Raw genomic sequence first — 23,455 nt, forward strand, 5'->3', positions numbered from 1 at the left:
GGGGATTCGGTGTGATCAAGAACGGACGAGTCGGGCGATGGCGTCGTTGGCCTCACGGATCTTCTCCGCAGCTACCTGGCCGCCTTCGGCGCTCGCTTCCGCGACGCAGTGGCTCAGGTGGTCGCCCAGCAGGGACAGCGCCACTGTTTCCAGGGCCTTCGTCGCGGCAGACACCTGCGTGAGGATGTCGATGCAGTACTTGTCTTCGTCGATCATTCGGGCGATCCCACGCACCTGACCCTCGACCCGACGCAGTCGCTTCTGCAGGTCGTCTTTGTTGCCGTCGTATCCGTTCACAGATATACCATACCCCCCTAGGGTATTGATAGCAACAGGACGGGGTAATCACCTCGCACCCGGCGTACAGCGTTCTGTTTATTCAGCGCTCTCTGTATTTCGGTGTCATGTCCACCCCGACCGCTACCGCACCGTGACGCACACCGCGGCGCTCGCCCCGCCTCGGCCACGCACTCTCTGACCCGACGCGCGCGGGCGTCCTCCTGGCGCTGCGCGAAGCACCCGCCTACCCCTCCGACCTGGCCGACGCCCTTGCCGTCTCTCGTCAGGTCATGTCGAACCAGCTCGCGTGCTTGCGCGGCTGTGGCTTCGTCGAGGCCTGCGTCCGATGGTCGACGGACCTGGTATCGACTCGCGGACTCACACCTCGCCCCTGCCTTGGACGAGCTGCTGCGCGTTGTCCTCTACGTCGAGCCCGGCTGCTGCGCCGGAGAGAGCTGCACCTGCGCATGACCACCACCGCTCCCCGCCTCGCTGACAACCGCCGACAGGTCCTGCAACGCCGAATCCGGTGGATTGTCACGGCGACGATCGCCTACAACCTGATCGAGGCCGTCGTCGCGATCACCGCCGGCACGGTCGCATCCTCGGCCGCGCTTATCGGGTTCGGCCTGGACTCGACGATCGAGGTTCTGTCGGCAGCCGCGGTCGCCTGGCAGTTCACCCGTCGCGACCCCGAGCGGTGGGAAAAGGGCACGCTCCGCGTCATAGCGGTCGCGTTTTCGCCTTCGCCGCGTACGTCACCGTCGCGTCCGTGCTCACTCTCATCGACCAAGTGGACGTCAAGCACTCCACTCTCGGTATCGTCATCACCGCCCTCAGCGTCGTCATCATGCCGTTCCTCTCGCTCGCGGAGCGTCGCGCCGGTCGCGAGCTGGGATCGGCCACGGCCCGACACGCCATATCGCCGGCGCGGTCGTCGGACGGGAAGAGGTCTATAGCCGCGACAACGATCACGGGTGAGCTAGGACAGCCTTGTCAATTGCGTTCGGCGGAACAATCGCTCGGCGTCGTCGAGTAGCTCAGAGCGGCGACAATCATGACGTCTAGACGCGCAGCTGCCTAAATTGCCCTGCATGACGGTTGTGTCAGAGCCCGAATGCTCCCCCGCTGATCAGGATGAAGATGCCAAGCCCGATAAGAACGAGAGGGAACAAGATGTGCTCCCAACGTTCCAGGATCTCCGCGATCGGACGTCGCGTGGCAATGAACTTGGCCACGACCACCAGCACTGCAACGAACACGAGGAACACAACGCAGTATGCGACGACGGCAGCGGGCCCCACGCTGAGGAAGACGGGAACGTAGACGCCGATGTTGTCCCCACCGTTAGCGAAGGTGACTCCAGCCACGGCCCAGACAGCGACCTTCTTGCCTTCGATCTTGCTCTCATCGTCATCGTCATCGTCGTCGTGTCGGCGGTGCCAGGCTTGCCAAGCCGCCCACAGCCCTAGACCTAGCGGAATGAGCCCGAAGTAGGGAACCACCTCTAGAGGCAGAAACGCCCCAGCGCCGAGGGATACGAGCACGGCGGCGCCGAGAATACCTGCGAATCCCACATACTGACCAACGAGGATCCGAACTGTAGTTCCCCGTTGCCCGGCGCCGCGGGCGAAGAACAGAGAGAGCACGATGATGTCGTCGATGTTCGTCGCGAGGAACAGCCCGATCGCCTGCAGAACGGAGGAGAAGATCATGCTCGGGTCTTTCCCTGACGGAGGTATAGCAGGAGGCCGAATCCGACGCCGATGCCGATGATGACGTCGGCGAGGTTACCGATGAACAGGTTGCCGTAGGCGAGAAAGTCTGTGACATGACCCACTCCGAATCCGGGTGGAGCAAACAGCCGATCTAGGAGGTTACCGACCGCGCCGCCCCAGATTAGCCCGATCACGACGGCCCACCCCGCGGTGCGGGCGCGTGTGGCGGCAAGGAGCAGACCCACGGATGCTGCGGCCGCGATGAGGGTGATCAGCCAGGTTGAGCCGGATCCGAGGGACATGACGGTGCCGGGGTTGAACGCGAGTTGTAGGCCGAGCAAGTCTCCGAGGAGCGGGATGCGGGCTTGTTCGCTGAGCCGTGCGAGGGCGAGTGCTTTGGTGCCTTGGTCGATCAGCACGGCACTGGCGGCAACGGCGAACGCGAGCAGAAACAGTCGGGGTCGCACGCGCGCACCAATTGGGCCGGCGGCACTCAATACGGCACCCGCCCTCCCGGGCGCACGGCTGTCAGCGGGCCCGGTCATGGTGCGTGCGCCGCGCCGCGCGGAGGCCGTTGAGGATGACGATGACTTCCGCGATTTCGTGGACGAGCACCACGGCCGCAAGTCCGAGGATTCCGGTGATCGCCAGCGGTAGGAGGACAGCGATGATCGCGATGGACAGTATGACGTTCTGGTTGATGATATTGCGGCCGCGGCGGGCATGGGCGAGGGCCTGCGGAATGAGGCGCAGGTCGTGGCCGGTGAATGCGACGTCGGCGGACTCGATGGCGGCATCGGCGCCCTTGGCTCCCATCGCGATCCCTAGGTCGGCGGCTGCGAGAGCGGGGGCGTCGTTGATACCGTCCCCGATCATGGCGGTGGGCTGCGACTTCGACAGTTCCGCGACAGCGGTGGCCTTATCCTCGGGGCGTAGTTCGGCACGTACGTCGCTGATGCCGGCCTGTGCGGCGAGGGCGGCGGCGGTGCGGGCGTTGTCGCCGGTGAGCATCGTCACGCCGATCCCACGCCGGTTCAGTGTGTCAATGACTTCGGGAACCTCGGGGCGCAGCTCGTCCCGCACTCCGATCGCTCCGGCGGGCTGGTCGTTGCGGTGGACGATCACAACGGTCATGCCCTCGGACTCCATCGCCTGCACCTCGTCGGCCAGCGTGCCAGCGTCCAGCCAGCGTGGACTCCCTACCGCGAGACGAGCACCGTCGAGGGTGCCGACGATGCCGTGGCCCGCGGTCTCGCGGACGTCGGTAGCAGCCGGAGCGCCGGGAACCGCGTTGTTGGTGATCGCTGCGGCGAGGGGATGTGTGCTGTGACCTTCCAGGCTCGCTGCCCATGCCAGCACGTCATCCTTGGTCGCGCCGGTGGTGACGACACGGGTCACGGTGGGCTCATTGCGAGTCAGGGTGCCGGTCTTGTCGACGGCGAGGTGGCGGATGCCACCGAATCGCTCGAAAGCGGCCCCGGACTTTACGACCACGCCGAACTTGGAGGCTGCGCCGATCGCAGAGACGACGGTGACCGGGACGGCGATCGCCAGAGCACATGGCGAGGCTGCGACCAGCACGACCAGGGCGCGGGTGATCCACAGCTCGGGGTCGCCGCTCAGCAGCGACCCGAGCGCGCCGACCAGCACGGCGAGGATCATCACCCCGGGCACGAGGGGTCGGGCGATCCGGTCGGCCAGGCGGGCGCGGTCGCCCTTCTCGGCCTGGGCCTGCTCGACCAGCTCCACGATCGTGGTGAGCGAGTTGTCGGTGCCGGCGGCGGTGGCCTCGACTTCGAGGACGCCGGTGGTGTTGATCGACCCGGCCGACACGTCGGTGCCGGGCTCGACCTCGACCGGGATCGACTCGCCTGTGATCGCCGACGTGTCCAGGCTGCTCCGCCCGGCGCGCACGATGCCGTCCGTGGCAATCCGCTCGCCCGGCCGGACCACGAGCACGTCACCGACGCGCAGTTCCTTCGCCTCCACCTCGACCGTGGCGTCGCCGCGCTGGACCCGTGCGGTGTCGGGCACCAGCTTCAACAGTGCCCGCAATCCTGCGCGGGCGCGGTCCATCGCCTTGTCTTCCAACGCCTCCGCGATGGAGTACAAGAACGCCAGCGCGGCGGCCTCCTCGACATAGCCGAGGATCACGGCGCCAGTGGCGCTGATTGTCATCAGCAGGCCGATGCCTAGCTTGCCCTTGGTGAACAGCTTACGCAGCGCGCCCGGCACAAACGTGTACGCGCCCAGCAGCAGACCGATCCAGAACGACACCAGGCCCGCGGTCTCCGCGCCGGTCCACTCGCAGACCAGGCCGGCGGCGAACGCGACGCCGGAGGCGATCGGAATCAGAACGCTCGGGCTCCGGTACCACGGCCGGTCATCGTCATCATCGTCGTCGTCGAGGTCGACGTGCTCGACTTGCGAACCCGTGACCGCGCTCATGCCCGAACCTTCCCCGCCACGCAACCCTCGACCCCGCAGTCCGGGTCCATGCACGGCACGCTCTCGTCGACCGCTAGCGTCACATCCACCAGCGCCGTCAGGGCGCGGGCAAGGTGCGGGTCTGCGACCTCGTAGCGGGTCTGCCGGCCCTCTGGCTCGGCAACCACGATCCCGCACCCCCGCAGACACGTCAGATGGTTCGACACGTTTGAGCGGGTCAGTCCCAGCTCGCGAGACAACACCGCCGGGTAGTTCGGTCCGTCTAGGAGAGTCAGAAGGATGCGAGAGCGGGTCGGGTCAGCCATGGCGCGCCCCAGCCGGTTCATCACGTCGAGTCGATCAGCATGAGTCAGCATTCGATGAATAATACACTGCACAATGAACTAATCAAGCTGGACAATCGGGCAGGCGATCGTCGACTGTTGAAGCAGCATCGGATCCGCCTTACTGGAGCCGGTCGGCTGAATGGCTGGGTATGGTCAGCTAAGGCCGGAGTATGCGTGAAGTCCTTTGAAGAACATGTTGACGACGGTGAAATTGAACAGCACAGTGGCGAACCCGGTGATGCACAGCCAGGCGGAGCGGGTGCCGCGCCAGCCTCTCGTTGCGCGGGCGTGAATGTACCCCGCGTACAGCACCCAGATCACAAAAGTCCACACTTCCTTGGTGTCGAACCCCCAATAGCGTCCCCAGGAGTCGTTGGCCCAGATGGCGCCGGCGATCAGCGTGAAGGTCCAAAACACAAACCCAACGATCACGAATCGGTACGCGAGGGACTCGAGCGCGTCTGCGGTGGGCAGCGTCGCCAGGAACCGCGGGCCGCCATTTCGAGCTGAGGTGGTGTCGGCCCGCCGTTCCCGGCGGGTTTGCATGAGCTGGGTGACTGCGAGGCCGCAGGCGATCGCGAACAGGGCAGTGGCGAGCGAGGCGACGAAGACGTGGATGACCAGCCAGATGCTCTTGAGCGGGTCCATCAGCGGGACGACCTCAACGTAGAACGCAATGGTCGCCCCACCCAGCAGCAATACGATCATGCCGATGAGGAACGCTCCCAGGAAGCGGAGGTCGTAACGGCGCAGAACCAGCAGGTATACGGCGACGATTAGGAGGGCACGCGTCAGCGCGAACTCGTACATGTTCGCCCACGGCACCCGCCCAGCAGCGATCCCGCGCAGAACTGTGCCGGCCAGGTGGAACAGGAACGCGAGGACCGTCAGTGACGTCCCGATCCGCGCCCACGCCCGTCGCGGCCGCCGAATCATGACCGCGAACATCGTGCTCGCCCTCGCGATCATCGTCGTCCTCTTCCCACTCGCGCTCTTCGGTGCGCTCGGGCTGGCCGGCGTGGTCCTCGTGCACGAGATCGCAGAGGTGTTTGTGATTCTCAACGGCGTGCGTGCCGCGCAACGCCCTGCCGCTCTGCGCGCCCGCGCCGCAACGCCCGAACCCGCCCGCGTCTGACCCCCCCCTCGGCGACAACCACGTCACCGATCTGGAGCCTCCATGAGGACGAACACGACAATGAGCACGAGCACCACAACCACTGAGCCGTGAAGACACCTGCGCCGCGGTCCCGGCCCAGCAAGGTCGTTCCGAGGACATGTGCCGGCTGTCGACAAAGCCGAGTGGACCAAAGCCCCGGCTCAAAGAAGAGTAGCTAGAACGTCCAGACGGACCTGCGCGACGGCAGCGATAGTCATATACGCCACGATGGTGATCAGTGTTAACCATGGCCAGAGTCGCTGTCCGAGCCGTGCCGTTCGAGCACCGAAGATGCCGGTCCGGGCGTTCCTACCCGTGGTGAAAACAAATAGCGGAATGGTGATGACCCAAACGACCATGCACCACGGGCAGAGAGTGCCAAGCACATAGATGCTCTGGCCGATCAGCCAGAGCACGAATGCGAAGGCGCCTGCGACACCGATATTGAACACGGCCCAGTACCAGCGGGCGAGTTTGGGTGCGGCCCAGAGGGTTACACCAGCACAAAGCACGAGTGAGAATCCGATCAACCCCAGGAAGGGATTGGGGAAGCCAAGAACAGCACCTTGCGCGCTATCTAGGTTTGCAGAACACTGCACCAGAACGGACAGGTCGCAGCCCACGCTCGCGTTCGGGTTCTGCAGCTTCTCGAGCTTCTCTATGGAGAGCGCGAGTGAAGCGGTAAGGCCGATGACGCCGACGCTCGCCAGAAATCCAGCGAACAACGGCTCGCGTACAGGTTGTGTGGTCATTCGAAGCTCCCCGTGAACGAGCGCCGCTAAAACGCGGCTGTACTGCTACCTCTGATCATCGCGTTGAGGTAGTTGAGGTCGGGTGATGTTGCCGCTTTAGCGCCGTCACGCATGAGTGACAGAGGCTTGTTCTTCTTCCTGGATGTGATCCGTTTCGATCTGGAAGGTGGAATGCAGCACGGACACTTCGAAGTGCTCGGCGACGCACTTCTTCACGTCGAGCAGTACGTTTGCGGCATGACCGTCAGTGAAGCATTGGTCTTCGACTACCACGTGCGCGCTGATGGTGGGAAGCCCCGTCGCGACGGTCGAAGCGTGCAAGTCATGGATGTCCTTGACGTGATCGAGTTCAAGAATGTGCGCGCGGACGTCGTCCAGGTCTAGGCCGGGAGGGGTGAACTCCATCAGCACACTCGTGGTTTCCCGGAGAAGTTTGAATGCCCGGGGAACGATGAGTGCCGCAATCAGCAGCCCGGCGATCGCATCAGCTTGAAGAAAACCGGTGGTAGCGATAACGATCGCCGCCACGATGACGCCAAGCGATCCGAGAGCGTCGTTAAGAACTTCAAGGAACGCGGCTCGCATGTTGAAGTTCACGCCGCGGCTTGAAGAGAGCAGGACGATCGCGATGATGTTTGCCGTGAGACCGATGATGCCGAAAATTAGCAGCTCGGCGGCAGGGACCTCCGGTGGTTCAAACAGACGTCGAACGCCTTCGACGGCCGTATAGGTTCCGACGACCAGCAGCAGGGCTGCTTGTCCGAGCGCGGCGATGACCTCAATGCGCCGAAAGCCCCAGGTGCGTTTGGCGTTGGCCGGACGCAGCATGAGGGTCGCGGCGATGAGGGCGACCAATAGCCCGGATGCGTCAGTGATCGCATGCGCAGTGTCGGTGAGAAGCGCGAGGCTGCCGGTGACCACGGATCCGACTGCCTGGGCCGCGACAATGACCGCGGTGATACCGAAAGCGATCCACAGCTTCCTGCGGTGATCGCCGGGCTGGCCGGCTTCCGGGGCGGGGCCGTGAGTGTGTCCAGCGCCCATTACCGGAGCTCCGTTCTCTCGCTGTGTAGGTGGTGCGGTTGACGCAGGTGTGCGTGCAGTTCGGCGTGGGTCCCTGTGGCGCTCAGCAGGGTCTGAGCCGCGTTGATCAGCGCGGCCGTCGCATTCGGCTCCGTCAGGGCGTACCAGGATGACCGCCCCTCTGGGCGGACGGTGATCAGGCGACACTCGAGCAGGAAGCCCAGATGCTTGCTCACGGTGGACTGTGCCAGGCCGACGTGCTCAACCAAGTCACGCACCCGATGCTCACCGGAAGCAAGGTGCTGCAGCACGGCGAGCCGAGTGGGGTCCCCCAGCGCATCGAACAAATGCGCATACACGCTGGTAGCACCTTCGTCCAATATCACCTCGTCCATATTCATCGTCATGCGGCGATGATATCGCCTATAGGGGTCACCTGCCTCTGAATCACGGAACCGGGAAGGGTTATCGTTTCGCCACGGGACGTTCCCGCCGTCTGGAAAAAGCACAGTCCTGCGGCCGCGGTCACCTGCGCGTGCGAGCGTCGCGCTCGGCGAGCTGTTGCAAATGCGCGTTGTACTGCTGCAGTTCCGTCTCCCCCATGCGGTCCGCGTGGCGGTCGCGGCGCTTCGTCTCGCGGTCGTCGCTACGGCTCCACTGGATCGCGACCGTGATCGCGAGGATGAGGGTAGGGATCTCTCCGATCGACCAGGCGATCCCCCCGCCGGTGTACTGGTCCTCGAGCGGGCTCGCGCCCCAGGTGCGGCCCATCGCACCGAACCACTCAGCGACGATGAGTCCCGACTGCACCATGATCGCGATGCCGAAGAACGCGTGCATTGCCATGATGCCGATCAGCAGCAGCAGCCGGCCTGCATACGGCAGTCGGTACGGCACCGGGTCCACGCCTACCAGTGACAGCACGAAGAGATACCCGGTGATAAGGAAGTGCGCGATCATCCACTGATGCCCGAGGTGGTCGTAGAGCGACCAGCGGAACAGGTCGGTGTAGTAGAACACCCACAACGACCCGATGAACAGCCCCGCGGCGACGAACGGGTTGGTGAGGATCCGGGCGACTGGGGAGTGCGCAGCCCAGAGGATCCATTCGCGGCCACCGCGTGTGCCGTCGTCGCGCTTGCGAATCGCGCGGGCCGCGAGGGTGACTGGGGCCCCGGCGACCAACAGCACCGGGATCGCCATCGTGAGCAGCATGTGCCCGACCATGTGCATGCTGAACAGGTAGTCCTGGTAGACGTTGACGACGCCGCCAGTGACCCACACCAGCAGGCCCATTCCAGCGACCCACATGATCGTGCGATATGGCGGCCACGCATCGCCACGGCGGCGCAGCCGCCGCACCCCGGCGAGGTAGAAGAACACGGCGAAGCCGGCGATGACCGCCCAGAGCAGGTCGATGTTCCACGCGGTGAACCACCGGTCGACGGTGAGCTCGGAGGGCAGCGGGGCGCCAGTGAGTCGTTCCGCTGGGGACGGATTTACCGGAAGCGGTGTGGGGTTTGGTGGGGGCGTGCGTGCGAGCGCAGCCGCGGCGCCGCTGGCCATGCCCATCACCGCCACCTCGAACACGATGAGCGTCCAGAAGGACCGGCTGCCACGGTCAGAGTCACGCATCGTTCCGACCAGGCGGGCGCGATACCAGACCCCGAAGAAACCGAGTGCGACCAGCGCAATCACTTTCACGGCGAGGATCACACCGTAGGGCGACATCATCGCGGTCCACTCCCGCAGGCCGATCGCGGCGCGCACGGTGCCGGACACAGCCACGAGCACGAACGCGGCCAGCGCGATGCTCGAATAGCGGGCCACGACATCGGCGAGGCGGACCCGTGTGAGCACAGGACGAACCATGACGAGCAGCAGCAACCCTCCGAGCCACACCGCGGCGCCGATGACGTGCAGGATGAGCGCTGTCATTGCCTCATGGTGGAACGCATCGTCGCCGGAGTGCCCCTGCGTGCCCATCGGCACCAGAGCGGCGACCGCGAAAACGGTTACGAGGAGGGTGCCCGGCCAGGACCGCACCGCGAACGTCAACACGGTCAGCGAGGCGCCGGCGACCGTAGTGATGAGCCAGGTGCGGCCCACCTCGGTCTCAACGAGGAACCGGCCGATCTGCGCGCCGAACACCGGTCCGGCGTCCAGCGCGGGGTTGAACACATTGACGAAGGTGAGGAACCCCGTCGCTCCGGAGGCCACGGTGAACACGGCGGCAGCGATCGAGGCAGTGTCTAGGGCGACGTCGATCTCCCGCTCCCCGGCCCGCAGAGTGAACAGGGCCGTCACGAGCACACCGACCATGCCTGCCGCGGCGAGGTTCACAATTAGTTTCGCGACCGGCAGGCCCCACCGCACGACGGGGCCAGCATCGCCCAGCTGAAGCCCTGCCGCGCCCCCGCCGAACGCCAACCCCGCAATTAGTGCGACCAGCGCGGTCACGGCCAGGACCGTGGGGCCCGCAGCGCGGAGGGCGCGCGGACTCAACCCGAGGACGATCACGTCCTGGTCGGTGGTACGGGTGGCTGTCGGGGTCACGGCGGGCTTTCGGCTCTTGCGGGGTGGACGGGGGTCAGCTCAGGCCGGAGTAGGCGTGGAGTCCCTTGAAGAACATGTTGACGATGGTGAAGTTGAACAGCACCGTGACGAACCCGATTATGGACAGCCAGGCCGAACGGGTGCCGCGCCAGCCCCGGGTCGCGCGAGCGTGGATATACCCGGCGTAGAGCACCCAGATCACAAAGGTCCACACCTCCTTGGTGTCGAACCCCCAATAGCGTCCCCAGGAATCGTTTGCCCAGATCGCGCCGGCGATCAGCGTGAAGGTCCAGAACACGAATCCGACGATCACGAACCGATACGCGAGGGACTCAAGTACCTCCGCAGTGGGCAGAGTCGCCAGGAACCGGGGGCCGGCCGCACGTGCGTCCTCTCGGGACGCCACAGTGGTGCGGCGCTCCCGGCGGGCCTGCAGCAACTGGGTGACGGCGAGGCCGCAGGCAATCGCGAACAGCGCGGTGGCCAGCGACGCGACGAACACGTGGATGACCAGCCAGACACTCTTGAGCGGATCCATCAACGGGACGACCTCGACGTAGAACGTGATCGTCGCCCCGCCCAGCAGCAGCACCACCATGCCGATCAGGAATGCGCCCAAGAAGCGGAGGTCATAGCGGCGCAGGACGACGAGATAAACGGCGACGATCAGGACCGTGCCGGTCAACGCGAACTCGTACATGTTCGCCCACGGCACGCGTTGTGCGGAAACTCCCCGCAGGATGGTGCCGGCCAGGTGGAACAGGAACGCGAGAACCGTCAGCACCGTCCCAATCCGCGCCCACAGCAAGCGTGACCGCTGGGACGGCGGAACCCGGATATCCCCCGGCGGGACGGGCACAGGTTCCCCCACCTCGGAGTCCGCGGCCACGCCGACCAGCGCAGGCGCTCTGGCGGGGACGGAGCGTTGGGCGAGGTCGATGGTGTATGCGATGAACGCGAGCAGGTAGGTGGCGATCGCCGTCCACACCAGCAGCAGCGAGATACCGTCGAGGGAGAGCGGGTCGGGTCCGGTCATGGCGGGGGTTTCCTCTTCATCATCAGGGGCGGTCCGGTCGTGTGGAGGGTCAGCCTGCGTTCACTTGCAACTAGACCAGCAAGTCCACGGCGGTGCCGTCGATGTACACCTCGAAGGGCTGATTGCAGCCGAGCGCATTGCCGGTGTTGCTTGGCTGCCGATCAGGCCGCCCCGGTCTATGTCGCATCCCGATCTCCGATCGCTCGGGCGGCCTGTGGGCCGCGTCGCTGCTTCGGCCGCCGGTCGCTGTGGTCCGCCGTGCCACGCAGACGGCCCCGGTGTAGGAGGCCAAGCGCGCCCAGAGCGACAATTACCGAGACAGGGAGCGTCCCGGTGACCCACGGGCCCACCACGACGGCCGGGGTGAGCCCGCTGCGCAGCGGAACGGTGGTGACCCGGTTGGCGGCGATGTCCACGCCGATGCTGTCGATGGTGGCGCCGTCTGGTGCGATGACCTGACTGGTGCCGACTGTGGAGACATTGACCACGGTGCGGCCGGTCTCGATAGCCCGCATCCGCGCGAAGGCGAGCTGCTGAATGTTCTCGTCGGTGCCGCGGAAGTCGGCGTTGTTGGTCTGGAACACATACAGCTGCGCGCCGGCGCGGGCGCTGTCCCAAATCACGGTGTCGTAGATCACGTCGAAGCAGATCGCCAGCCCCACCCCGACGTTCCCGACCTTCATCAAGGGCGGGTTAGTGCCGGGGGTGTATTCGCGTTGGATGAGGCCGACAAGGTCGGGGGCAAGGAGCTCGTAGAACCACCGGTCGGGCACGTACTCGCCGAACGGGACCGGGTTGACCTTGTCGTGCCATTGCCGGTCCGCGGGATCCGCGGACCACAGCAGCGAGGTGTTGAACACGTCCGCGCCTCGTGTGGTGGCGGCGTTCACGAGCAGCGGCGCACCCGCGTCTCGCACCAGCCGGTCCAGCACCGCGGCGGTGGCGGAAGCTGTGAGGGGATCGGAGTCGACGGAGCCCTCGGGCCACACAATGAGGTCCATCGGCTGCCCCATCAGCGGCTCGGTGGTGGTGGTCTGCGCGGCGAGCATGTCGCCGGGGAGGCGGTCGTCGAAGTAGCCGGCGGGGCCGTTACCCTGCACCCATCCGACGGTGAACGTGCCGGCATCCGTAGTGGGGAACTGCGGAACCGCGACGAGGAGCAGCACACCAGCCGCGGTCGAGAAGGCACCGCGCGGAAAGCGAATGCCGCCTGCGCGGAGCCACTGCAGGAGCGCGGCACAAACGGCCGCGAGGAAGAAGGATAGCCCGGTGACACCAGTCCATGACGCAAGTTGCGGCAGGGGCCCCTCGACTTGGGTCATGCCCAGCCGCGCCCAAGGGAATCCCGAGTACGGCCATGCCCCCATCCCGACCTCGCGAGTCGCCCAGAGCCCGGCGACCAGCAGCGGAATCCCGACCAGCTGCCCTGGCCCTCGGGCGCGGAACCGCGCGGTCCACCGGTAGGCGAGGGTGATCGGGATAGCCCCGAGTCCGAACAGCACCGCTTCCAGGCCTGCCAGCGCAATCCATGGCACCGGGCCAAGGAACTCGCCCACCCAGACCAGGTGGGTGAAGTAGAACACGACTCCGAACATCGTGCCCACCAGCAGCGCGCCGCCGATGCTGCGGCCCATCAGGGTGGCAAGGGCGAGGACGACGCTGACGAAAGCGAGCGGCCACCACCCCAGCGGCGGCGACGCGAGATCCAACGCAAGCCCGGCGGCCGCGGCGACCGGCGTCGCCGCCCACAACGGCAGCAGCGGCCTCGAGTTGGGGTTGTCCATCGACGGACGTGCCGGGGCGGCGACAGTGAGGAGGGGCGTGGTGGGGGACATCCGTCAGGTGTCTTTCTGGCGGAGGGTGGCGAGGTAGGTGTTGTAGGCGTCCAACTCGGGGTCGCCGTGGGTGTCGGCGTACCGGGCGGCGGCGGCGTCTCGGGCAGTGTCGTCGCGGAACCACCGGTGCATGACGAACATCAGCATCAGTAGGGTGGGGGCCTCGCCGTAGGACCAGGCGAGCCCGCCCGCGACCCGCTGGTCTTCGATCGGGTCAATCCCCAGCGCCAGCGTAGGCGCGGCGAAGTGGTCCACGAGCAGGCTGGTGGCCATCATCAGGAACACGCCGAAGAACGCGTGTAGCGCGGCTTCGGCGAACACGTCGAGAGCGCGGCCGCCGTGGCTGAGCCGGACCGGCAGCGGGTCGGCGGAGAGCACCGGGATGGTGAACAGGATCCCCGCTACCAGGAACGCGATCTCGAGGGTGATGTGCCCTTGGGGGGTGGCGAGGATGCGGTCGGCGAAGTCGGCGAGGTAGAGCCCGTAGAACGCAAGCAGATACAGCGGCAGCGCTACCCAGGGGCTCAGTGCCCACCGCGCGGCCCGGCTGCGCAGGCCGGCGTGGGCTGCGCGGAGGACGAACCGGCCGGCGCCGTGGTGCGGAGCGGCGCGCAGCAGCAGGGTGCCGGGGGAACCGAGTACGAGCAGCGGCGGGATCGCCATCATCAGGGAGAGTTGCTGGAACATGAACACCGACAGCAGCGCATACCCGTACGCTTCGACTCCGAGCCCGGTGACCGCCGCCAGGAGGAGGCACCCCAGCAGGAAACTGACGGTGCGCCACACGGGCCAGCGACGCCCCCGCGTCCACAGCCGGATCGCGCCGATCAGGTACCCGGCGGCCAGGAGCGCGGCGAGAGTGGGTAGGACCGGGAACGGCAGCGGCACGGGTGTCAGGAACCCGAGCAGGGTCGGCGGAGTGTCAGGAATCCACTCGTTCACCGCTCCCCCTCCGCGGTCTCGACCGCGTAGGCGGTCGCGTGCTGCGCGGCGAAGTCGGTGACGGCTCGGGAGAGGGCAGGATCCTCACCGCGGGCAAGTCCGGCGTACTCGACCTGCACACCCTCCGTGCTGAGCCGGGCCTTCACCCAGAGCCGGCGGCGCGGCACGAAAAGGCCGGCGAACAGCCCGAGGGTGGCGAGGATCGAGAACGCGAGCACCCAGCCGCTGCTGGGGTCGCGCTGGATCTGCAGCGACGCGAACCGCTTCACCGGATCGGTGTCGCCTGCGATCTCCCACGTGACCGTTCCCCATCCATTCGGCAGGTCCACCGTGTCGCCGAGGGTCAGTTCCAGGGAGTCGAGGCCGGTGTCGCCGCCGGTGTGCTGGGTGAGCCCGTTGACATCGAGCGTGTACACCGACCGGGGTGTGCCGTCGTCGATGCCGAGGTCCCCGCTGAACACGTTGAAGGTGATCACTGGGTTAATGACGTCGGGGTAGATCGAGGTGAACGCCCCGGAGGGCAGCACCCCTTGGGTGGGGTAGAAGAACCCGACCAGGCCGAGCTGCTCGGGCAGCCCGTCCGGGATCTTGATGATCCCCAGCGAGGTCATGTTGGAGTCCTGCGGCAGAAACGGTTGCGACTCGCTGAACACCACCTCCCCCGCCGCGTCACGGACGGTGAGGGTGGGGGCATACCCGTTGCCGAGCAGATAGATGCGGTCGCCTTGGACGGTGATCGGATAATTCACCACCACGCTCTGCGCCTGGTCGTCTTGTCCGGGCTGGCGGATCGTGACATCGGCGGCGAAGTCGCCGGCCTGCCCCGCGCCGGGGGTGCCGGGCAGTCGGTAGGAGACCTGGAAGTCATCGAGCGTGAGCGAGTAGGGAGCAAGGCCCGTGCCGTCGATGAATCGGCCGGGGTTGAATGAGGAGTAGTCGCTGAGCGCGTTGACGAACGTGGTGCCCTCCACCACGACCCGCTGCCCGGTGTATGCGAACGACCCGCCGACCGCGACGGAGACGAGCACACCGACCAGGGCGACGTGGAAGAGCAGGTTGCCGGTCTCGCGGAGGTAGCCGCGTTCGGCCGACACCGACACCCAGCCGCGGCCGTCGTACCGCTGCACCCGGTAGCCGGCCCGGCGCAGCTGCCGCTGAGCCACCCCGATCGCCTGTTCGACAGGGTCGGAAGCCTGGCCAGCGGGAAGGGTCGCCTCCTGGTAGTCGGAGAGGCGGGACAGGCGGGCGGGGGTACGCGGGGGCTGGGAGCGGAGCGCCTTGTAGTGGTGGCGGGCGCGGGGGATGACGCAGCCGATGAGGGAGGTGAACAGCAGGAGGTAGATCGCGGAGAACCACGGCGACAGGTACACGTCGAACAGGCCGACCGCGTCCGCGAGGGCGAAGACGTCAGGGTTGTCGCGTTCCCACTGGATTACACCGTTGGGGTCGGCGCTGCGCTGCGGGAACAGCGAGCCAGGGACGGCGGCGATCGCGAGGAACAGCAGCAGGACGATGGCGGTGCGCATGCTGGTCAGTTGCCGCCACGCCCACCGCAGCCACCCCGCCAGACCGAGCGCGGGCTGGATGATCTTGGGGCCGTCGGAGTCCGCGTGGTCTCCGGGACGAAGCGGGTCGATCGGGTTCTCCCTGGTGGTGTCAGAGCGGGAGGGGGACATTGATCACCACCTGTTGCAGGGCGGACATCAGCGCCGTCCATAACCCGGTCACCATGAGGAGTCCGAGGAGGACGAGCAGGCTGCCGCCGATGATGTTCAGGGCGCGGATGTGGCGGCGGAGAAACCCGACCGTGCGGGACGCCCACCCCCAGCCGAGGGCGAGCAGCAGGAACGGGATGCCTAATCCGAGCGAGTACGCCAGGCCGAGCAGCCCGGCGCGGGCGGGGTCGCCGAGGTTCCACGACATCGACAGGATCGCCGCAAGCGTGGGGCCGATGCAGGGGGTCCAGCCGACGCCGAGCGCGAACCCGAGCAGGGGCGCGCCGATCAGGCCGGCGCGACCCCGGATGCGGGGGCGGAGGGTGCGCTGGGAGATACCGAAGAACCCGATGAACACCAACCCGAGCAGGATGATCACGATCCCGAAGATGCGAGTGAGGATGTTCGCGTACTGCAGCAGCAGAAACCCGAACGTGCCGCCGAGGATCGTGACGGTGACGAACACCACCGTGAACCCGCCGATGAACAACGCCACCCCCACCAGCAGCCGCCTCCGCTCCCCCGCCGTGGTGCTCGCTCCAGCGGCCGACGTCGATGTGGGGCTGTGGGCGCTGGCGGCGCCGCCAAGGTAGCCAAGGTAGCCGGGAACCAGCGGTAGCACGCACGGGGAGACGAACGAGACCAGCCCGGCGAGCACGGCGAGAGGGAGCGCCACCCATAGCGCGCCGTCCACGACCACCGAACCGGGGTTCATGAGGACTCCGCCAGGGCGTCGTCAACGAGAGTGGACAGGATGGATGCGCTGGCCAGCTGCCCGATGACCCGTGCCGCAACCCGCCCGTCCCGGTCGAGCACGAGGGTGGTGGGGGTGGCTTGGATGGGGGTGACCTGCGCGAACGCAAGCTTGACGCGCCCGTCGTTGACGTCGATCACACTCGGGTAGGTGACGTTGTTGTCCCGCGCGAACGACAGGGCGGTGGCGGGCTGGTCGTAGGTGTTCACGCCCAGGAACGCGACGCCCTGATCCTGGTACTCCTGCCACACTTCCTCGAGCAGGGGCGCCTCGACGATGCATGGTCCGCACGCGGCGTACCAGAAGTTCACCACCAGCACCCCGCCCCGGTAGTCGTCGCTGGACACCGTCTCCCCGGTCTCGGTGACGCCCTCGAACACCACCGGCTCACCCCGGTCGGCGGTCGGGATCTCGACGACCTGGAAGTCGCCGGCGATGTAGCCCTTCTCGTTCCCGTCCCGGTACTGCTCGGCCAGGGTGTCGTTGCTGGTGCAGCCGGTGAGCGCGATGGCTGTCAGCAGCAGCGCAGCGATGAACGGCGTGGGGCGTCTCATGCGCGTTTGACCTTGATCATCGCCCCGGCGACCAGGAACACCATCGCGGCGACCGGTTGCGCGGCGGTCCAGACCGGCCCGTTGAACGGGAACGGGAATACCGGGTTCCACAGCACCGCGATCGACGCGAATACCGGCGCCCACCACCACTGCCGCGCCTGGATCGCGAACCAGCCGACAATGACGGCGAGGATCGCTGCCACGAACAGCGGCACCAGGTACCAGTCACCGCCCTGCAGCAGCGGTGCGAGGAATAGCACCGCTGCTGCGAGCAGGCTTGGTGCGAGAGCGTTGCGCTGGTACAGGGACGGCATCCGCTTGTTGTCGGTCACAGCCCACCCACCGAGGAGTTCGAGCCCAGGTGCGCGCTGGCGTCGCTACGGGTGGTGGCGCGGTGGCTGCCCCAGACCCCGATTGCCAGGATCAGCACTCCGATTCCGAGGGCGACGTCGGCGAGGTTGCCGATGAACCAATTCCCATAGGCGAGGAAGTCGGTCACGTATCCGCGTCCGAAGCCCGGTGGGGCGAGCAGCCGGTCGATCACGTTCCCGAGTGCGCCGCCCAGGATGAACCCGATGCCGGCGGCCCACCATTCGGTGCGGGCTCGCAGCGCAGCGATGAACAGCACCACGGTCGCGGCCACGCCGAGCAGGGTGAGCAGCCAGGTGGCTCCGGACCCTAGGCCGAGAATCGCGCCTGGGTTGAAGGCCAATTGCAGCCCCAACACGTCGCCCAACAGCGGGATGCGATCGGTCTCGCTCAGCTCGGACAGGGCCGCCGCTTTGCTGGCCTGGTCAATCAGCACCACCACGCCCGCGGTGACGCTAGCGACCGCGAACCGGCGGGCCTGGGCGGGTCTTCTGGGGGGTGCCGTGTCAGAAGCCGAAGAACTCACCGACGAATCCCTCCCGCTTGCGGCGGCTCGTGCGGCCATGCTGATCCCGCTCCCTGCCGTGCGGGCGGTAGTCGATCTCCACGCCGGATCGCTCGGTGATGAGCAGGTCGGTGGCGTCGACGGGGCATTTCATGATGTTCTCCTTCGGATGCAGGGGCTCGGCCCCGGCCCAGGTTCACGTGTCGATGGGACGGGGTGCCTGCCCCGTCTCATTTGGGTTCCCCGTTGCGGCGGCCGCCGCAGCAGCAGCAGCGCGGTCGCGGCGGCGGCGTTCCCTTCCCGCCATCAGCACGACCACCAGCGCACCTCCGAAGACGACCACGCCGCCGATCACAGCCATGACTGGCAGGAATTCCCCACCGCCGGAGGGGCCCGTGTGCACATCCGACCCGGCCGTGCCGGCGGTGGTGGCGGTCGGAGACGGTTCGGGGGTCTGCTCCGTCGTTGCCGTGGGGTTCGGTGTGCTGGTAGGGATGGTGGCGGGTTCCACCGTGTACGTGTACTGGTCGCTGATCGGGTGCCCGTCGCTGGAGACCACCCGCCACAGCACGGTGAACACGCCCGCAGAGGTCTCGGGTTCAAGCTCCTGGGTGACGGTGGTTCCGTCGACGACCGGTTCACCCTCAGCGATGTTCCGCCCGTCCGGGGAGGTCACCTCGATCACCACGGCGCTGGTCGCGGTAAGCAGCTCTCCACTGAAAGCGAGGGAGACCTCCGCCGGGGAGATGCCGACCGTCGAGCCGGATTCGGGAGTCGAGGAGATCAGATTGTCGTGCGCGGCGGCGGGGACCGCGCTGGCCAGCAGCAGTCCGCTGGCCGCGAGCAGCGCCGTCAGACCGGCGATAACGGGAGAAGCGGTTCTGCGAGACCAGGGTGTGGGTGTTCTCTTCATGGACGGTGCTCCTTCAGGGGCGGTGGATGATGTGGTGAGCAATTGTGGTGGCGTCCCGCCAGACACCGGCGATGGTGTCGGCGCCGCGGCCGCCGTACTGCGGCATGCCCGCGACGAACAGTCCCGGCATCCCGGTCAGGGTGCGCCTGGATGTGTCCTTGCGCGCCGCATCCGGGAGCCACCCGTCGCCGGGCAGGTAGCCGGTGGCGAGGATCACCGAACCGGGCTGGGCCTGGCTGCTATCTGAGAAGCTCACCGTCGTCCCGGCCGCAGAGGTGACCGCCGGGCGAAGGGTCACCCCGTCGCGGCGCAGCTGCTCGTAGCTATCGCCGAATACCGGCTCGGCGCGCCGCTCACGCGACAGCCATGACACGCTCTCCCCCGCCGCTGCCGTGTACCCGGCAGTCGGCCGGAGACGGCGGGGTGTCCGGACTGCAAGCGTCACCCTGTGCGACGCGGAGAACTCCCGAGCCAGCTGCACCCCGCTGTTGCCGCCGCCGACGATCAGCACATCACTCGTGGGAATCTGCCGCGGGTACAGGTAGTCGCTGCTGTGCAACACGACACCGGGAACGGTCAGTCCTGACGCCCACTTCGGCACCCGCGGATGCGCAGCGGCGCCGGTCGCGCACACCACGTTGCGGGTCTGCACCTCCCCCGCCGTGGTGGTCAGCAGCAACGTGGACCCGTTGCCGCGATGCTCCACGCCGACCGCACGGATGCCCCAGACCGTCTCTACGCGAAGCCCCGCCTCGACGAACGTGAGGTAGTCGATCATCTCGTCGACCCGGGGATGCCGCCGCTGATCCCCCGGCAATCGCCGCGTCGGCAAGCTGCTGTGCCGGGCATCGCTGAGCAGCATCATCGAATGCCACCGGGACGCCCACGACCGCTGACCTTCCGGCGCAGCGTCAATTACCACGAACTCGTGTTGCGGTCGCAGCCCTTTCGCGCTTAACGCGGCGGCCACGGCAAGACCGGCCTGCCCGGCGCCGACGATGATCACTCGCCGGTGCGACAACCCCGCGGGCATCAGGATTCGCCGTTCACCGCGGCCTGGATCGCGGCTTCCAGGTCACCCCACTCCTGCAGCTCCTGCAACTCGCCGTCGACGAAGAAAGTTGGCGTGCTGCCCACCCCGAGCGCGCGGCCCTCGTTGAAGTCCAGCTCCACTCGCTCTGCCGTGGCCGGGTCTGCGACCGCGGCATCATACGCTGCCATATCCAGCCCGAGTTCTTCGGCGAAGCTGCGGAACAGATCAGCGCGGGACTCTTGTGCCTCGCCCCACTCCGCCTGCGTCTCGAAAAGCCGGTGATACATGTCCTCGAAACGGTCCTGACCTGCAGCGGCCTCTGCCGCGATCGCCGCGTTCTTCGAGTTGAAGTGCCCGGGCAGCGGGAAGTAGCGGACCACGTATGTGATTTCCCCCGCGTACTGTCCCCTCAGGTCTTCGACGATCGGGTAGAACGCGCCACACGCCTCGCACTCGAAGTCGAGAAATTCCACCACGGTCACCGCCTCCGGGCCGCCGTCGTCGAGGACGTGGGAGCTCTCCCGGACCACTGACAGGGTCCCCGGGCCGGCGCCTCCCTCCGGCGGTGCGGCCGGACTCCGGTTGACGAGGGCATAGATGATTGCGGCTAGCACCAGCAGGGCGGCGACCGCGACGGCGATCAACGTCGCTTTGACAGGGGTTTTCATCGGGTACTCCGAACACTTCACACGGCACAGGACAGAACCCGGGCACAGCCCGGGACGAGCGCCGCCCAGACAGGCGGCGTGCCGGATTTCAGGTTCGGGAAAGACCCAACTGAGGAAGAGACAGAGCGCTCACACGCGGGCGAGCAGGAGAAGCAAGAAGCGACAAAGCGTGAAGCGGCTGCCACTCAGGCACAGAAGGAGGACGGGAGCGCCACATCAACCTCGCCAGCACCAAAAAGACGAGGCCACACAGTACGCCCAGAACACACAGAGCGACTCCTGCCAGCGCGTCAGGTTGGAGCGTTACCTCGGCAATCACCGAGACCTCCCAGTCCGGCGCGGCGGGGTCGATGTGCGGATCCACCAAAGCACTGATCACTAGGGGAACCGGCGCGGTTCCTTTACCTTCAAGATGGCTAGCCGCCGCGATCCCCATCATCAGAAGCAATGCCAAACCGACACTGGTAATGAAACGCATTATCAGCAGACGCTCACTCAGCATCACGGATCGCGGAGTCCGGGCCGAGGAGACCATCTCTTACAGCTTACCCGCGCGCGTGAATGTCAGTTGCGGTGTATGCGCCGGAAGCGGCGCGTGCGAACGACGGCGGCGGAGGCGGTTGGAGACGTTGGTGCGGGAGAGCTCCAGATCGCGGACAAGATCCGGGGCGCAGCCGGGGGCACACACCCGGATACGACGATGCCGGGAACCTCCCAATGAGGTTCCCGGCATCGCGAAGGGATCAGACCGTGCGGCGGCGACGGCGGGATGCCAGGTGAGCACCCAGGGTGACAGCCAGGAGGCCGGCGACGAAGAAGCCGATCGGGAGCGCCCCGCCCGTGCGGGCCAGGGGGTTGTTGGTGTTGCTGCTGCCACCGGCTGCTGCGGCACCGGTCTCGGTGGGCAGCGGCTCCGGCGTCGGGTTCGCCGGCGCGGCGTCCGTGACGGCGAACTGCGCGGTAAGAACCGTCCCGGTCTGGGCGCCGGTGAGGGTCACGGAGTGAGCACCCGCCTCCATCGGCGCGGTGACTTCGTAGGTCACGGTGCCGTTGAGAACATCCCGCGCGCCAAGGTCGACAGGCTCAGACGCCAAGGTGGCGTCGGTCTGCCAGTCCGCGTTGAGCCCAGCCGCGGTGACCGAGAAGGTGGCACCCGGCTGCACCTCTGCCGGCGCGGAGATCGTGGCGTTGGCCGACAGCGACGCAAGATTGCGCTCGAGGGCCAGGCCGTTTGCCGCCGTGAAGAACAGGTCGGTTTGATCGGTCAGCCCCACCACATTCGCAGCGCCGGGGCCGTAGCCGGCGATCCGCACCTGCGCTCCGGTGTGCTGCTGCGATCCGCCCTGGGCGGAGGTGCCGTACGCGACGATCATCTCCTGGCCATCTGCTGTGAGCAGGTGCGTGTTCAGGCCGGGAATCGGCGAGCCGACGATCTGGCTGGTGTGTGCGTGGTCTGCCGTGACGACGACGAGGGTGTCCTTGCGCTCCTGGGCGAAGGCGAGAGCGACCTGCACTGCTTCGTCAAGGTCGACCGTCTCGCCGATCTGCCCACACGCGTTGGCGGCGTGGTCCTGCTTATCGATGCTCGCGCCCTCAACCTGGAGGAAGAATCCGTCCTCGCCGTCCAGCAGGGAGATTGCCTTCTCCGTCAGCGATCCGAGCGAGAGGTCGCTCGCGAGACGGTCGGGGTTCTCCGTGCAGGCCACTGCGGCGGGCAGGGAACCACCCGAGGTGAGGTCGGTCGCCACGGGACCCTGCCAGCGGACGGGGAAGTTACCTTCGGTGAAGAGTCCCAGCAGGGGCTGATCCGCATCGGCGACGGTGACCGCATCGAGGCTCGCGGCGTCACCGACTAGCTGGAAACCGCGGGCTTCCGCCTGCTCGAAAAGGGTCTTTCCCTCCCACGGGCCGGCCTTGGCGGTCTGCTCGAAGGAAGCCGAACCGCCGCCGAGCGTCACGTCGGGACGCACGTTGAGCATCTGCTCGCTGATGGACCCGAGGCCGCCGTTCTCCAACGCCTCGGAAGCGCAGCGCTGGCTGGTCTCGTTGGGACCGTAGCAACCACGCGCGGAGATGTGCGCGACCTGGGCGCCGGGGGTGGCGTCCTGGATCTCCGAGGTGGAGACGTTCCCTGTCTTCATTCCGTTCGCGCGAGCGATCTCCAGGAGAGTGGCCTGCGGCGCGTTGGCGACGTCGACGCTGAGGCGGCCGTTGACGGTCTTGGTGCCGGTAGACCACGCACTCGCGGTCGAGGCCGACTCGGGCGCATAGTTCGGCGCACCCGTATCCGTCAGGGCGTAGGTCGTGTACTGGCCGGTCAACGGCAGAGCGTCGATACCAGCGAACTCACCTGCAGCGCCCTCGGCGTAGTTACGGGAAATGGTGATCTCGCTGTCGCCCATCCCGTCGCCGATGAGCAGGATGACGTTCTTTGCGGGGCCGTCAACAATGGAGTCCCGCAGCAACTGGGTCATGTCGCCGTCGTTGCGGGTGGCTCCGCCGTTCTCAGTAAGGTCATCAGCCATCGCTGAGGCGGGCAACGCGCTCATCGAGACGAAGCCAACCATGGTCACAGTGGCGCCCAACGCAGCGATGACGCGCCGTCGGCGAATGAACGATTTCATGCGGGGGAAGCCTCTCGAGTAAAACGCGCCGCATGGGACGGGACGCGTGGACCAATACAGAAAACCTGCCGTGTCGGGCCGTGGGCTGGCTCGTGAGTGAACACCCGATGAAACATCGAGCTCAGCAGACTCGATCGTGGCGAAGAGTCGGACGCAGCATCTGGGTGAGACCCACAGAAGACGGAGTGTGAGTGGCCCGGGTGGGCGGCACTTCCGTGCGCGCTCACCCGGGCCGGTCACCTTCGGCGC

General features: G+C 66.8%; 24 protein-coding genes and 3 pseudogenes. 3 read left to right on the forward strand and 24 right to left on the reverse strand.

The window, feature by feature from the left end:
* Positions 1-15 precede the first annotated feature (15 nt).
* Positions 16-297 carry a metal-sensitive transcriptional regulator gene (locus ACPYN5_RS15110; protein WP_114587688.1) on the reverse strand — a complete coding sequence of 94 codons (282 nt, stop codon included), beginning with the start codon at positions 295-297 and terminating at the stop codon, positions 16-18.
* Positions 298-430: 133 nt separating this feature from the next.
* Here ACPYN5_RS15110 and ACPYN5_RS15115 point away from each other — a divergent pair.
* Positions 431-750 (forward strand): annotated as a pseudogene (locus ACPYN5_RS15115) (ArsR/SmtB family transcription factor).
* Positions 747-1,189 (forward strand): annotated as a pseudogene (locus ACPYN5_RS15120) (cation diffusion facilitator family transporter); the annotation flags it as partial. The pseudogenes ACPYN5_RS15115 and ACPYN5_RS15120, both read left to right, overlap by 4 nt.
* A 196-nt stretch (positions 1,190-1,385) precedes the next feature.
* Here the strand turns inward: ACPYN5_RS15120 and ACPYN5_RS15125 are convergent.
* The 5 genes from ACPYN5_RS15125 to ccsB (ACPYN5_RS15145) all read right to left on the reverse strand — a co-directional run bounded on the left by ACPYN5_RS15125 (position 1,386) and on the right by ccsB (ACPYN5_RS15145) (position 5,719).
* On the reverse strand, positions 1,386-1,994 hold the full coding sequence (locus ACPYN5_RS15125) for a cadmium resistance transporter (protein WP_114587689.1): 609 nt from the start codon (positions 1,992-1,994) through the stop codon (positions 1,386-1,388).
* Complete coding sequence (locus tag ACPYN5_RS15130) at positions 1,991-2,464, reverse strand: signal peptidase II (RefSeq protein ID WP_228176924.1); 474 nt, start codon at positions 2,462-2,464, stop codon at positions 1,991-1,993. Before ACPYN5_RS15130 ends, ACPYN5_RS15125 begins: the two co-directional genes overlap by 4 nt.
* 61 nt (positions 2,465-2,525) lie before the next feature.
* On the reverse strand, positions 2,526-4,445 hold the full coding sequence (locus ACPYN5_RS15135; protein WP_114587691.1) for a heavy metal translocating P-type ATPase: 1,920 nt from the start codon (positions 4,443-4,445) through the stop codon (positions 2,526-2,528).
* Positions 4,442-4,801, reverse strand: coding sequence for a Cd(II)/Pb(II)-sensing metalloregulatory transcriptional regulator CmtR (cmtR, locus tag ACPYN5_RS15140; protein ID WP_114587692.1), 360 nt, complete (start codon positions 4,799-4,801; stop codon positions 4,442-4,444). Before cmtR ends, ACPYN5_RS15135 begins: the two co-directional genes overlap by 4 nt.
* A gap of 123 nt (positions 4,802-4,924) precedes the next feature.
* Positions 4,925-5,719, reverse strand: a complete 795-nt coding sequence (ccsB, locus tag ACPYN5_RS15145) for a c-type cytochrome biogenesis protein CcsB (RefSeq protein WP_323986777.1) — start codon at positions 5,717-5,719, stop codon at positions 4,925-4,927.
* On the opposite strand from ccsB (ACPYN5_RS15145), the pseudogene ACPYN5_RS15150 reads away from it, so the two are divergent.
* Positions 5,679-5,906 (forward strand): annotated as a pseudogene (locus ACPYN5_RS15150) (heavy metal translocating P-type ATPase); the annotation flags it as partial. The gene ccsB (ACPYN5_RS15145) and the pseudogene ACPYN5_RS15150 overlap by 41 nt on opposite strands.
* A gap of 182 nt (positions 5,907-6,088) precedes the next feature.
* Here ACPYN5_RS15150 and ACPYN5_RS15155 read toward each other — a convergent pair.
* From ACPYN5_RS15155 to phoA, 18 genes are all read right to left on the reverse strand, one after another.
* On the reverse strand, positions 6,089-6,679 hold the full coding sequence (locus tag ACPYN5_RS15155; protein ID WP_323986778.1) for a vitamin K epoxide reductase family protein: 591 nt from the start codon (positions 6,677-6,679) through the stop codon (positions 6,089-6,091).
* A gap of 105 nt (positions 6,680-6,784) precedes the next feature.
* Positions 6,785-7,723, reverse strand: a complete 939-nt coding sequence (locus ACPYN5_RS15160) for a cation diffusion facilitator family transporter (protein WP_114587694.1) — start codon at positions 7,721-7,723, stop codon at positions 6,785-6,787.
* Complete coding sequence (locus ACPYN5_RS15165; protein WP_210006400.1) at positions 7,723-8,109, reverse strand: ArsR/SmtB family transcription factor; 387 nt, start codon at positions 8,107-8,109, stop codon at positions 7,723-7,725. The genes ACPYN5_RS15160 and ACPYN5_RS15165 overlap by 1 nt, the downstream gene beginning before the upstream one ends.
* Positions 8,110-8,227: 118 nt before the next feature.
* Positions 8,228-10,207: a bifunctional copper resistance protein CopD/cytochrome c oxidase assembly protein gene (locus ACPYN5_RS15170; RefSeq protein WP_323987780.1), complete on the reverse strand. Its 1,980-nt coding sequence runs from the start codon at positions 10,205-10,207 to the stop codon at positions 8,228-8,230.
* 85 nt (positions 10,208-10,292) lie between these two features.
* Positions 10,293-11,294, reverse strand: a complete 1,002-nt coding sequence (ccsB, locus tag ACPYN5_RS15175) for a c-type cytochrome biogenesis protein CcsB (protein ID WP_114587696.1) — start codon at positions 11,292-11,294, stop codon at positions 10,293-10,295.
* 176 nt (positions 11,295-11,470) lie between these two features.
* The gene (gene lnt, locus ACPYN5_RS15180) at positions 11,471-13,078 is read right to left on the reverse strand and encodes an apolipoprotein N-acyltransferase (protein WP_269268796.1); all 1,608 of its coding nucleotides are present in this window, start codon (positions 13,076-13,078) and stop codon (positions 11,471-11,473) included.
* Between the two features lie 54 nt (positions 13,079-13,132).
* Entirely contained in the window at positions 13,133-14,071 is a 939-nt protein-coding gene (locus ACPYN5_RS15185; RefSeq protein WP_269268776.1) for a cytochrome c oxidase assembly protein, read from the reverse strand.
* Entirely contained in the window at positions 14,068-15,747 is a 1,680-nt protein-coding gene (resB, locus tag ACPYN5_RS15190) for a cytochrome c biogenesis protein ResB (RefSeq protein ID WP_114587697.1), read from the reverse strand. Before resB ends, ACPYN5_RS15185 begins: the two co-directional genes overlap by 4 nt.
* Positions 15,728-16,501 carry a cytochrome c biogenesis CcdA family protein gene (locus tag ACPYN5_RS15195; RefSeq protein ID WP_114587698.1) on the reverse strand — a complete coding sequence of 258 codons (774 nt, stop codon included), beginning with the start codon at positions 16,499-16,501 and terminating at the stop codon, positions 15,728-15,730. The genes resB and ACPYN5_RS15195 overlap by 20 nt, the downstream gene beginning before the upstream one ends.
* Complete coding sequence (locus tag ACPYN5_RS15200) at positions 16,498-17,094, reverse strand: TlpA family protein disulfide reductase (RefSeq protein ID WP_114587699.1); 597 nt, start codon at positions 17,092-17,094, stop codon at positions 16,498-16,500. Before ACPYN5_RS15200 ends, ACPYN5_RS15195 begins: the two co-directional genes overlap by 4 nt.
* Positions 17,091-17,408, reverse strand: coding sequence for a DUF6804 family protein (locus ACPYN5_RS15205; protein WP_424449829.1), 318 nt, complete (start codon positions 17,406-17,408; stop codon positions 17,091-17,093). The genes ACPYN5_RS15200 and ACPYN5_RS15205 overlap by 4 nt, the downstream gene beginning before the upstream one ends.
* A 14-nt stretch (positions 17,409-17,422) precedes the next feature.
* Positions 17,423-17,905, reverse strand: coding sequence for a signal peptidase II (locus ACPYN5_RS15210; protein ID WP_274220503.1), 483 nt, complete (start codon positions 17,903-17,905; stop codon positions 17,423-17,425).
* Between the two features lie 64 nt (positions 17,906-17,969).
* Positions 17,970-18,122: a TFIIB-type zinc ribbon-containing protein gene (locus ACPYN5_RS15215; protein ID WP_210006405.1), complete on the reverse strand. Its 153-nt coding sequence runs from the start codon at positions 18,120-18,122 to the stop codon at positions 17,970-17,972.
* 42 nt (positions 18,123-18,164) lie between these two features.
* Positions 18,165-18,881 carry a copper resistance CopC family protein gene (locus ACPYN5_RS15220; RefSeq protein ID WP_114587700.1) on the reverse strand — a complete coding sequence of 239 codons (717 nt, stop codon included), beginning with the start codon at positions 18,879-18,881 and terminating at the stop codon, positions 18,165-18,167.
* A gap of 13 nt (positions 18,882-18,894) precedes the next feature.
* The gene (locus ACPYN5_RS15225) at positions 18,895-19,887 is read right to left on the reverse strand and encodes a flavin-containing monooxygenase (protein ID WP_240309648.1); all 993 of its coding nucleotides are present in this window, start codon (positions 19,885-19,887) and stop codon (positions 18,895-18,897) included.
* 26 nt (positions 19,888-19,913) lie between these two features.
* Complete coding sequence (locus ACPYN5_RS15230) at positions 19,914-20,582, reverse strand: DsbA family protein (RefSeq protein ID WP_114587702.1); 669 nt, start codon at positions 20,580-20,582, stop codon at positions 19,914-19,916.
* 88 nt (positions 20,583-20,670) lie between these two features.
* On the reverse strand, positions 20,671-21,117 hold the full coding sequence (locus tag ACPYN5_RS15235) for a hypothetical protein (protein ID WP_424449810.1): 447 nt from the start codon (positions 21,115-21,117) through the stop codon (positions 20,671-20,673).
* A 208-nt stretch (positions 21,118-21,325) separates the two neighbouring features.
* Positions 21,326-23,206 carry an alkaline phosphatase gene (gene phoA, locus ACPYN5_RS15240; protein ID WP_424449830.1) on the reverse strand — a complete coding sequence of 627 codons (1,881 nt, stop codon included), beginning with the start codon at positions 23,204-23,206 and terminating at the stop codon, positions 21,326-21,328.
* Between the last annotated feature and the right edge of the window lie 249 nt (positions 23,207-23,455).

The organism is Microbacterium arborescens, from assembly GCF_049707515.1.
In the GTDB taxonomy this organism is placed as follows: domain Bacteria; phylum Actinomycetota; class Actinomycetes; order Actinomycetales; family Microbacteriaceae; genus Microbacterium; species Microbacterium arborescens_B.

Coding starts and splice junctions, on each gene's coding strand:
- ACPYN5_RS15135 (WP_114587691.1), bottom strand. CDS start 4,445: ATGAGCGCGGTCACGGGTTCGCAAGTCGAGCACGTCGACCTCGACGAC.
- ccsB (WP_114587696.1), bottom strand. CDS start 11,294: ATGACCGGACCCGACCCGCTCTCCCTCGACGGTATCTCGCTGCTGCTG.
- ACPYN5_RS15195 (WP_114587698.1), bottom strand. CDS start 16,501: ATGAACCCCGGTTCGGTGGTCGTGGACGGCGCGCTATGGGTGGCGCTC.
- ccsB (WP_323986777.1), bottom strand. CDS start 5,719: ATGTTCGCGGTCATGATTCGGCGGCCGCGACGGGCGTGGGCGCGGATC.
- ACPYN5_RS15230 (WP_114587702.1), bottom strand. CDS start 20,582: ATGAAAACCCCTGTCAAAGCGACGTTGATCGCCGTCGCGGTCGCCGCC.
- phoA (WP_424449830.1), bottom strand. CDS start 23,206: ATGAAATCGTTCATTCGCCGACGGCGCGTCATCGCTGCGTTGGGCGCC.
- ACPYN5_RS15200 (WP_114587699.1), bottom strand. CDS start 17,094: ATGAGACGCCCCACGCCGTTCATCGCTGCGCTGCTGCTGACAGCCATC.
- ACPYN5_RS15215 (WP_210006405.1), bottom strand. CDS start 18,122: ATGAAATGCCCCGTCGACGCCACCGACCTGCTCATCACCGAGCGATCC.
- ACPYN5_RS15155 (WP_323986778.1), bottom strand. CDS start 6,679: ATGACCACACAACCTGTACGCGAGCCGTTGTTCGCTGGATTTCTGGCG.
- lnt (WP_269268796.1), bottom strand. CDS start 13,078: ATGGACAACCCCAACTCGAGGCCGCTGCTGCCGTTGTGGGCGGCGACG.
- ACPYN5_RS15220 (WP_114587700.1), bottom strand. CDS start 18,881: ATGAAGAGAACACCCACACCCTGGTCTCGCAGAACCGCTTCTCCCGTT.
- ACPYN5_RS15125 (WP_114587689.1), bottom strand. CDS start 1,994: ATGATCTTCTCCTCCGTTCTGCAGGCGATCGGGCTGTTCCTCGCGACG.
- ACPYN5_RS15165 (WP_210006400.1), bottom strand. CDS start 8,109: ATGACGATGAATATGGACGAGGTGATATTGGACGAAGGTGCTACCAGC.
- resB (WP_114587697.1), bottom strand. CDS start 15,747: ATGTCCCCCTCCCGCTCTGACACCACCAGGGAGAACCCGATCGACCCG.
- ACPYN5_RS15205 (WP_424449829.1), bottom strand. CDS start 17,408: ATGCCGTCCCTGTACCAGCGCAACGCTCTCGCACCAAGCCTGCTCGCA.
- ACPYN5_RS15235 (WP_424449810.1), bottom strand. CDS start 21,117: ATGGTCTCCTCGGCCCGGACTCCGCGATCCGTGATGCTGAGTGAGCGT.
- ACPYN5_RS15160 (WP_114587694.1), bottom strand. CDS start 7,723: ATGGGCGCTGGACACACTCACGGCCCCGCCCCGGAAGCCGGCCAGCCC.
- cmtR (WP_114587692.1), bottom strand. CDS start 4,801: ATGCTGACTCATGCTGATCGACTCGACGTGATGAACCGGCTGGGGCGC.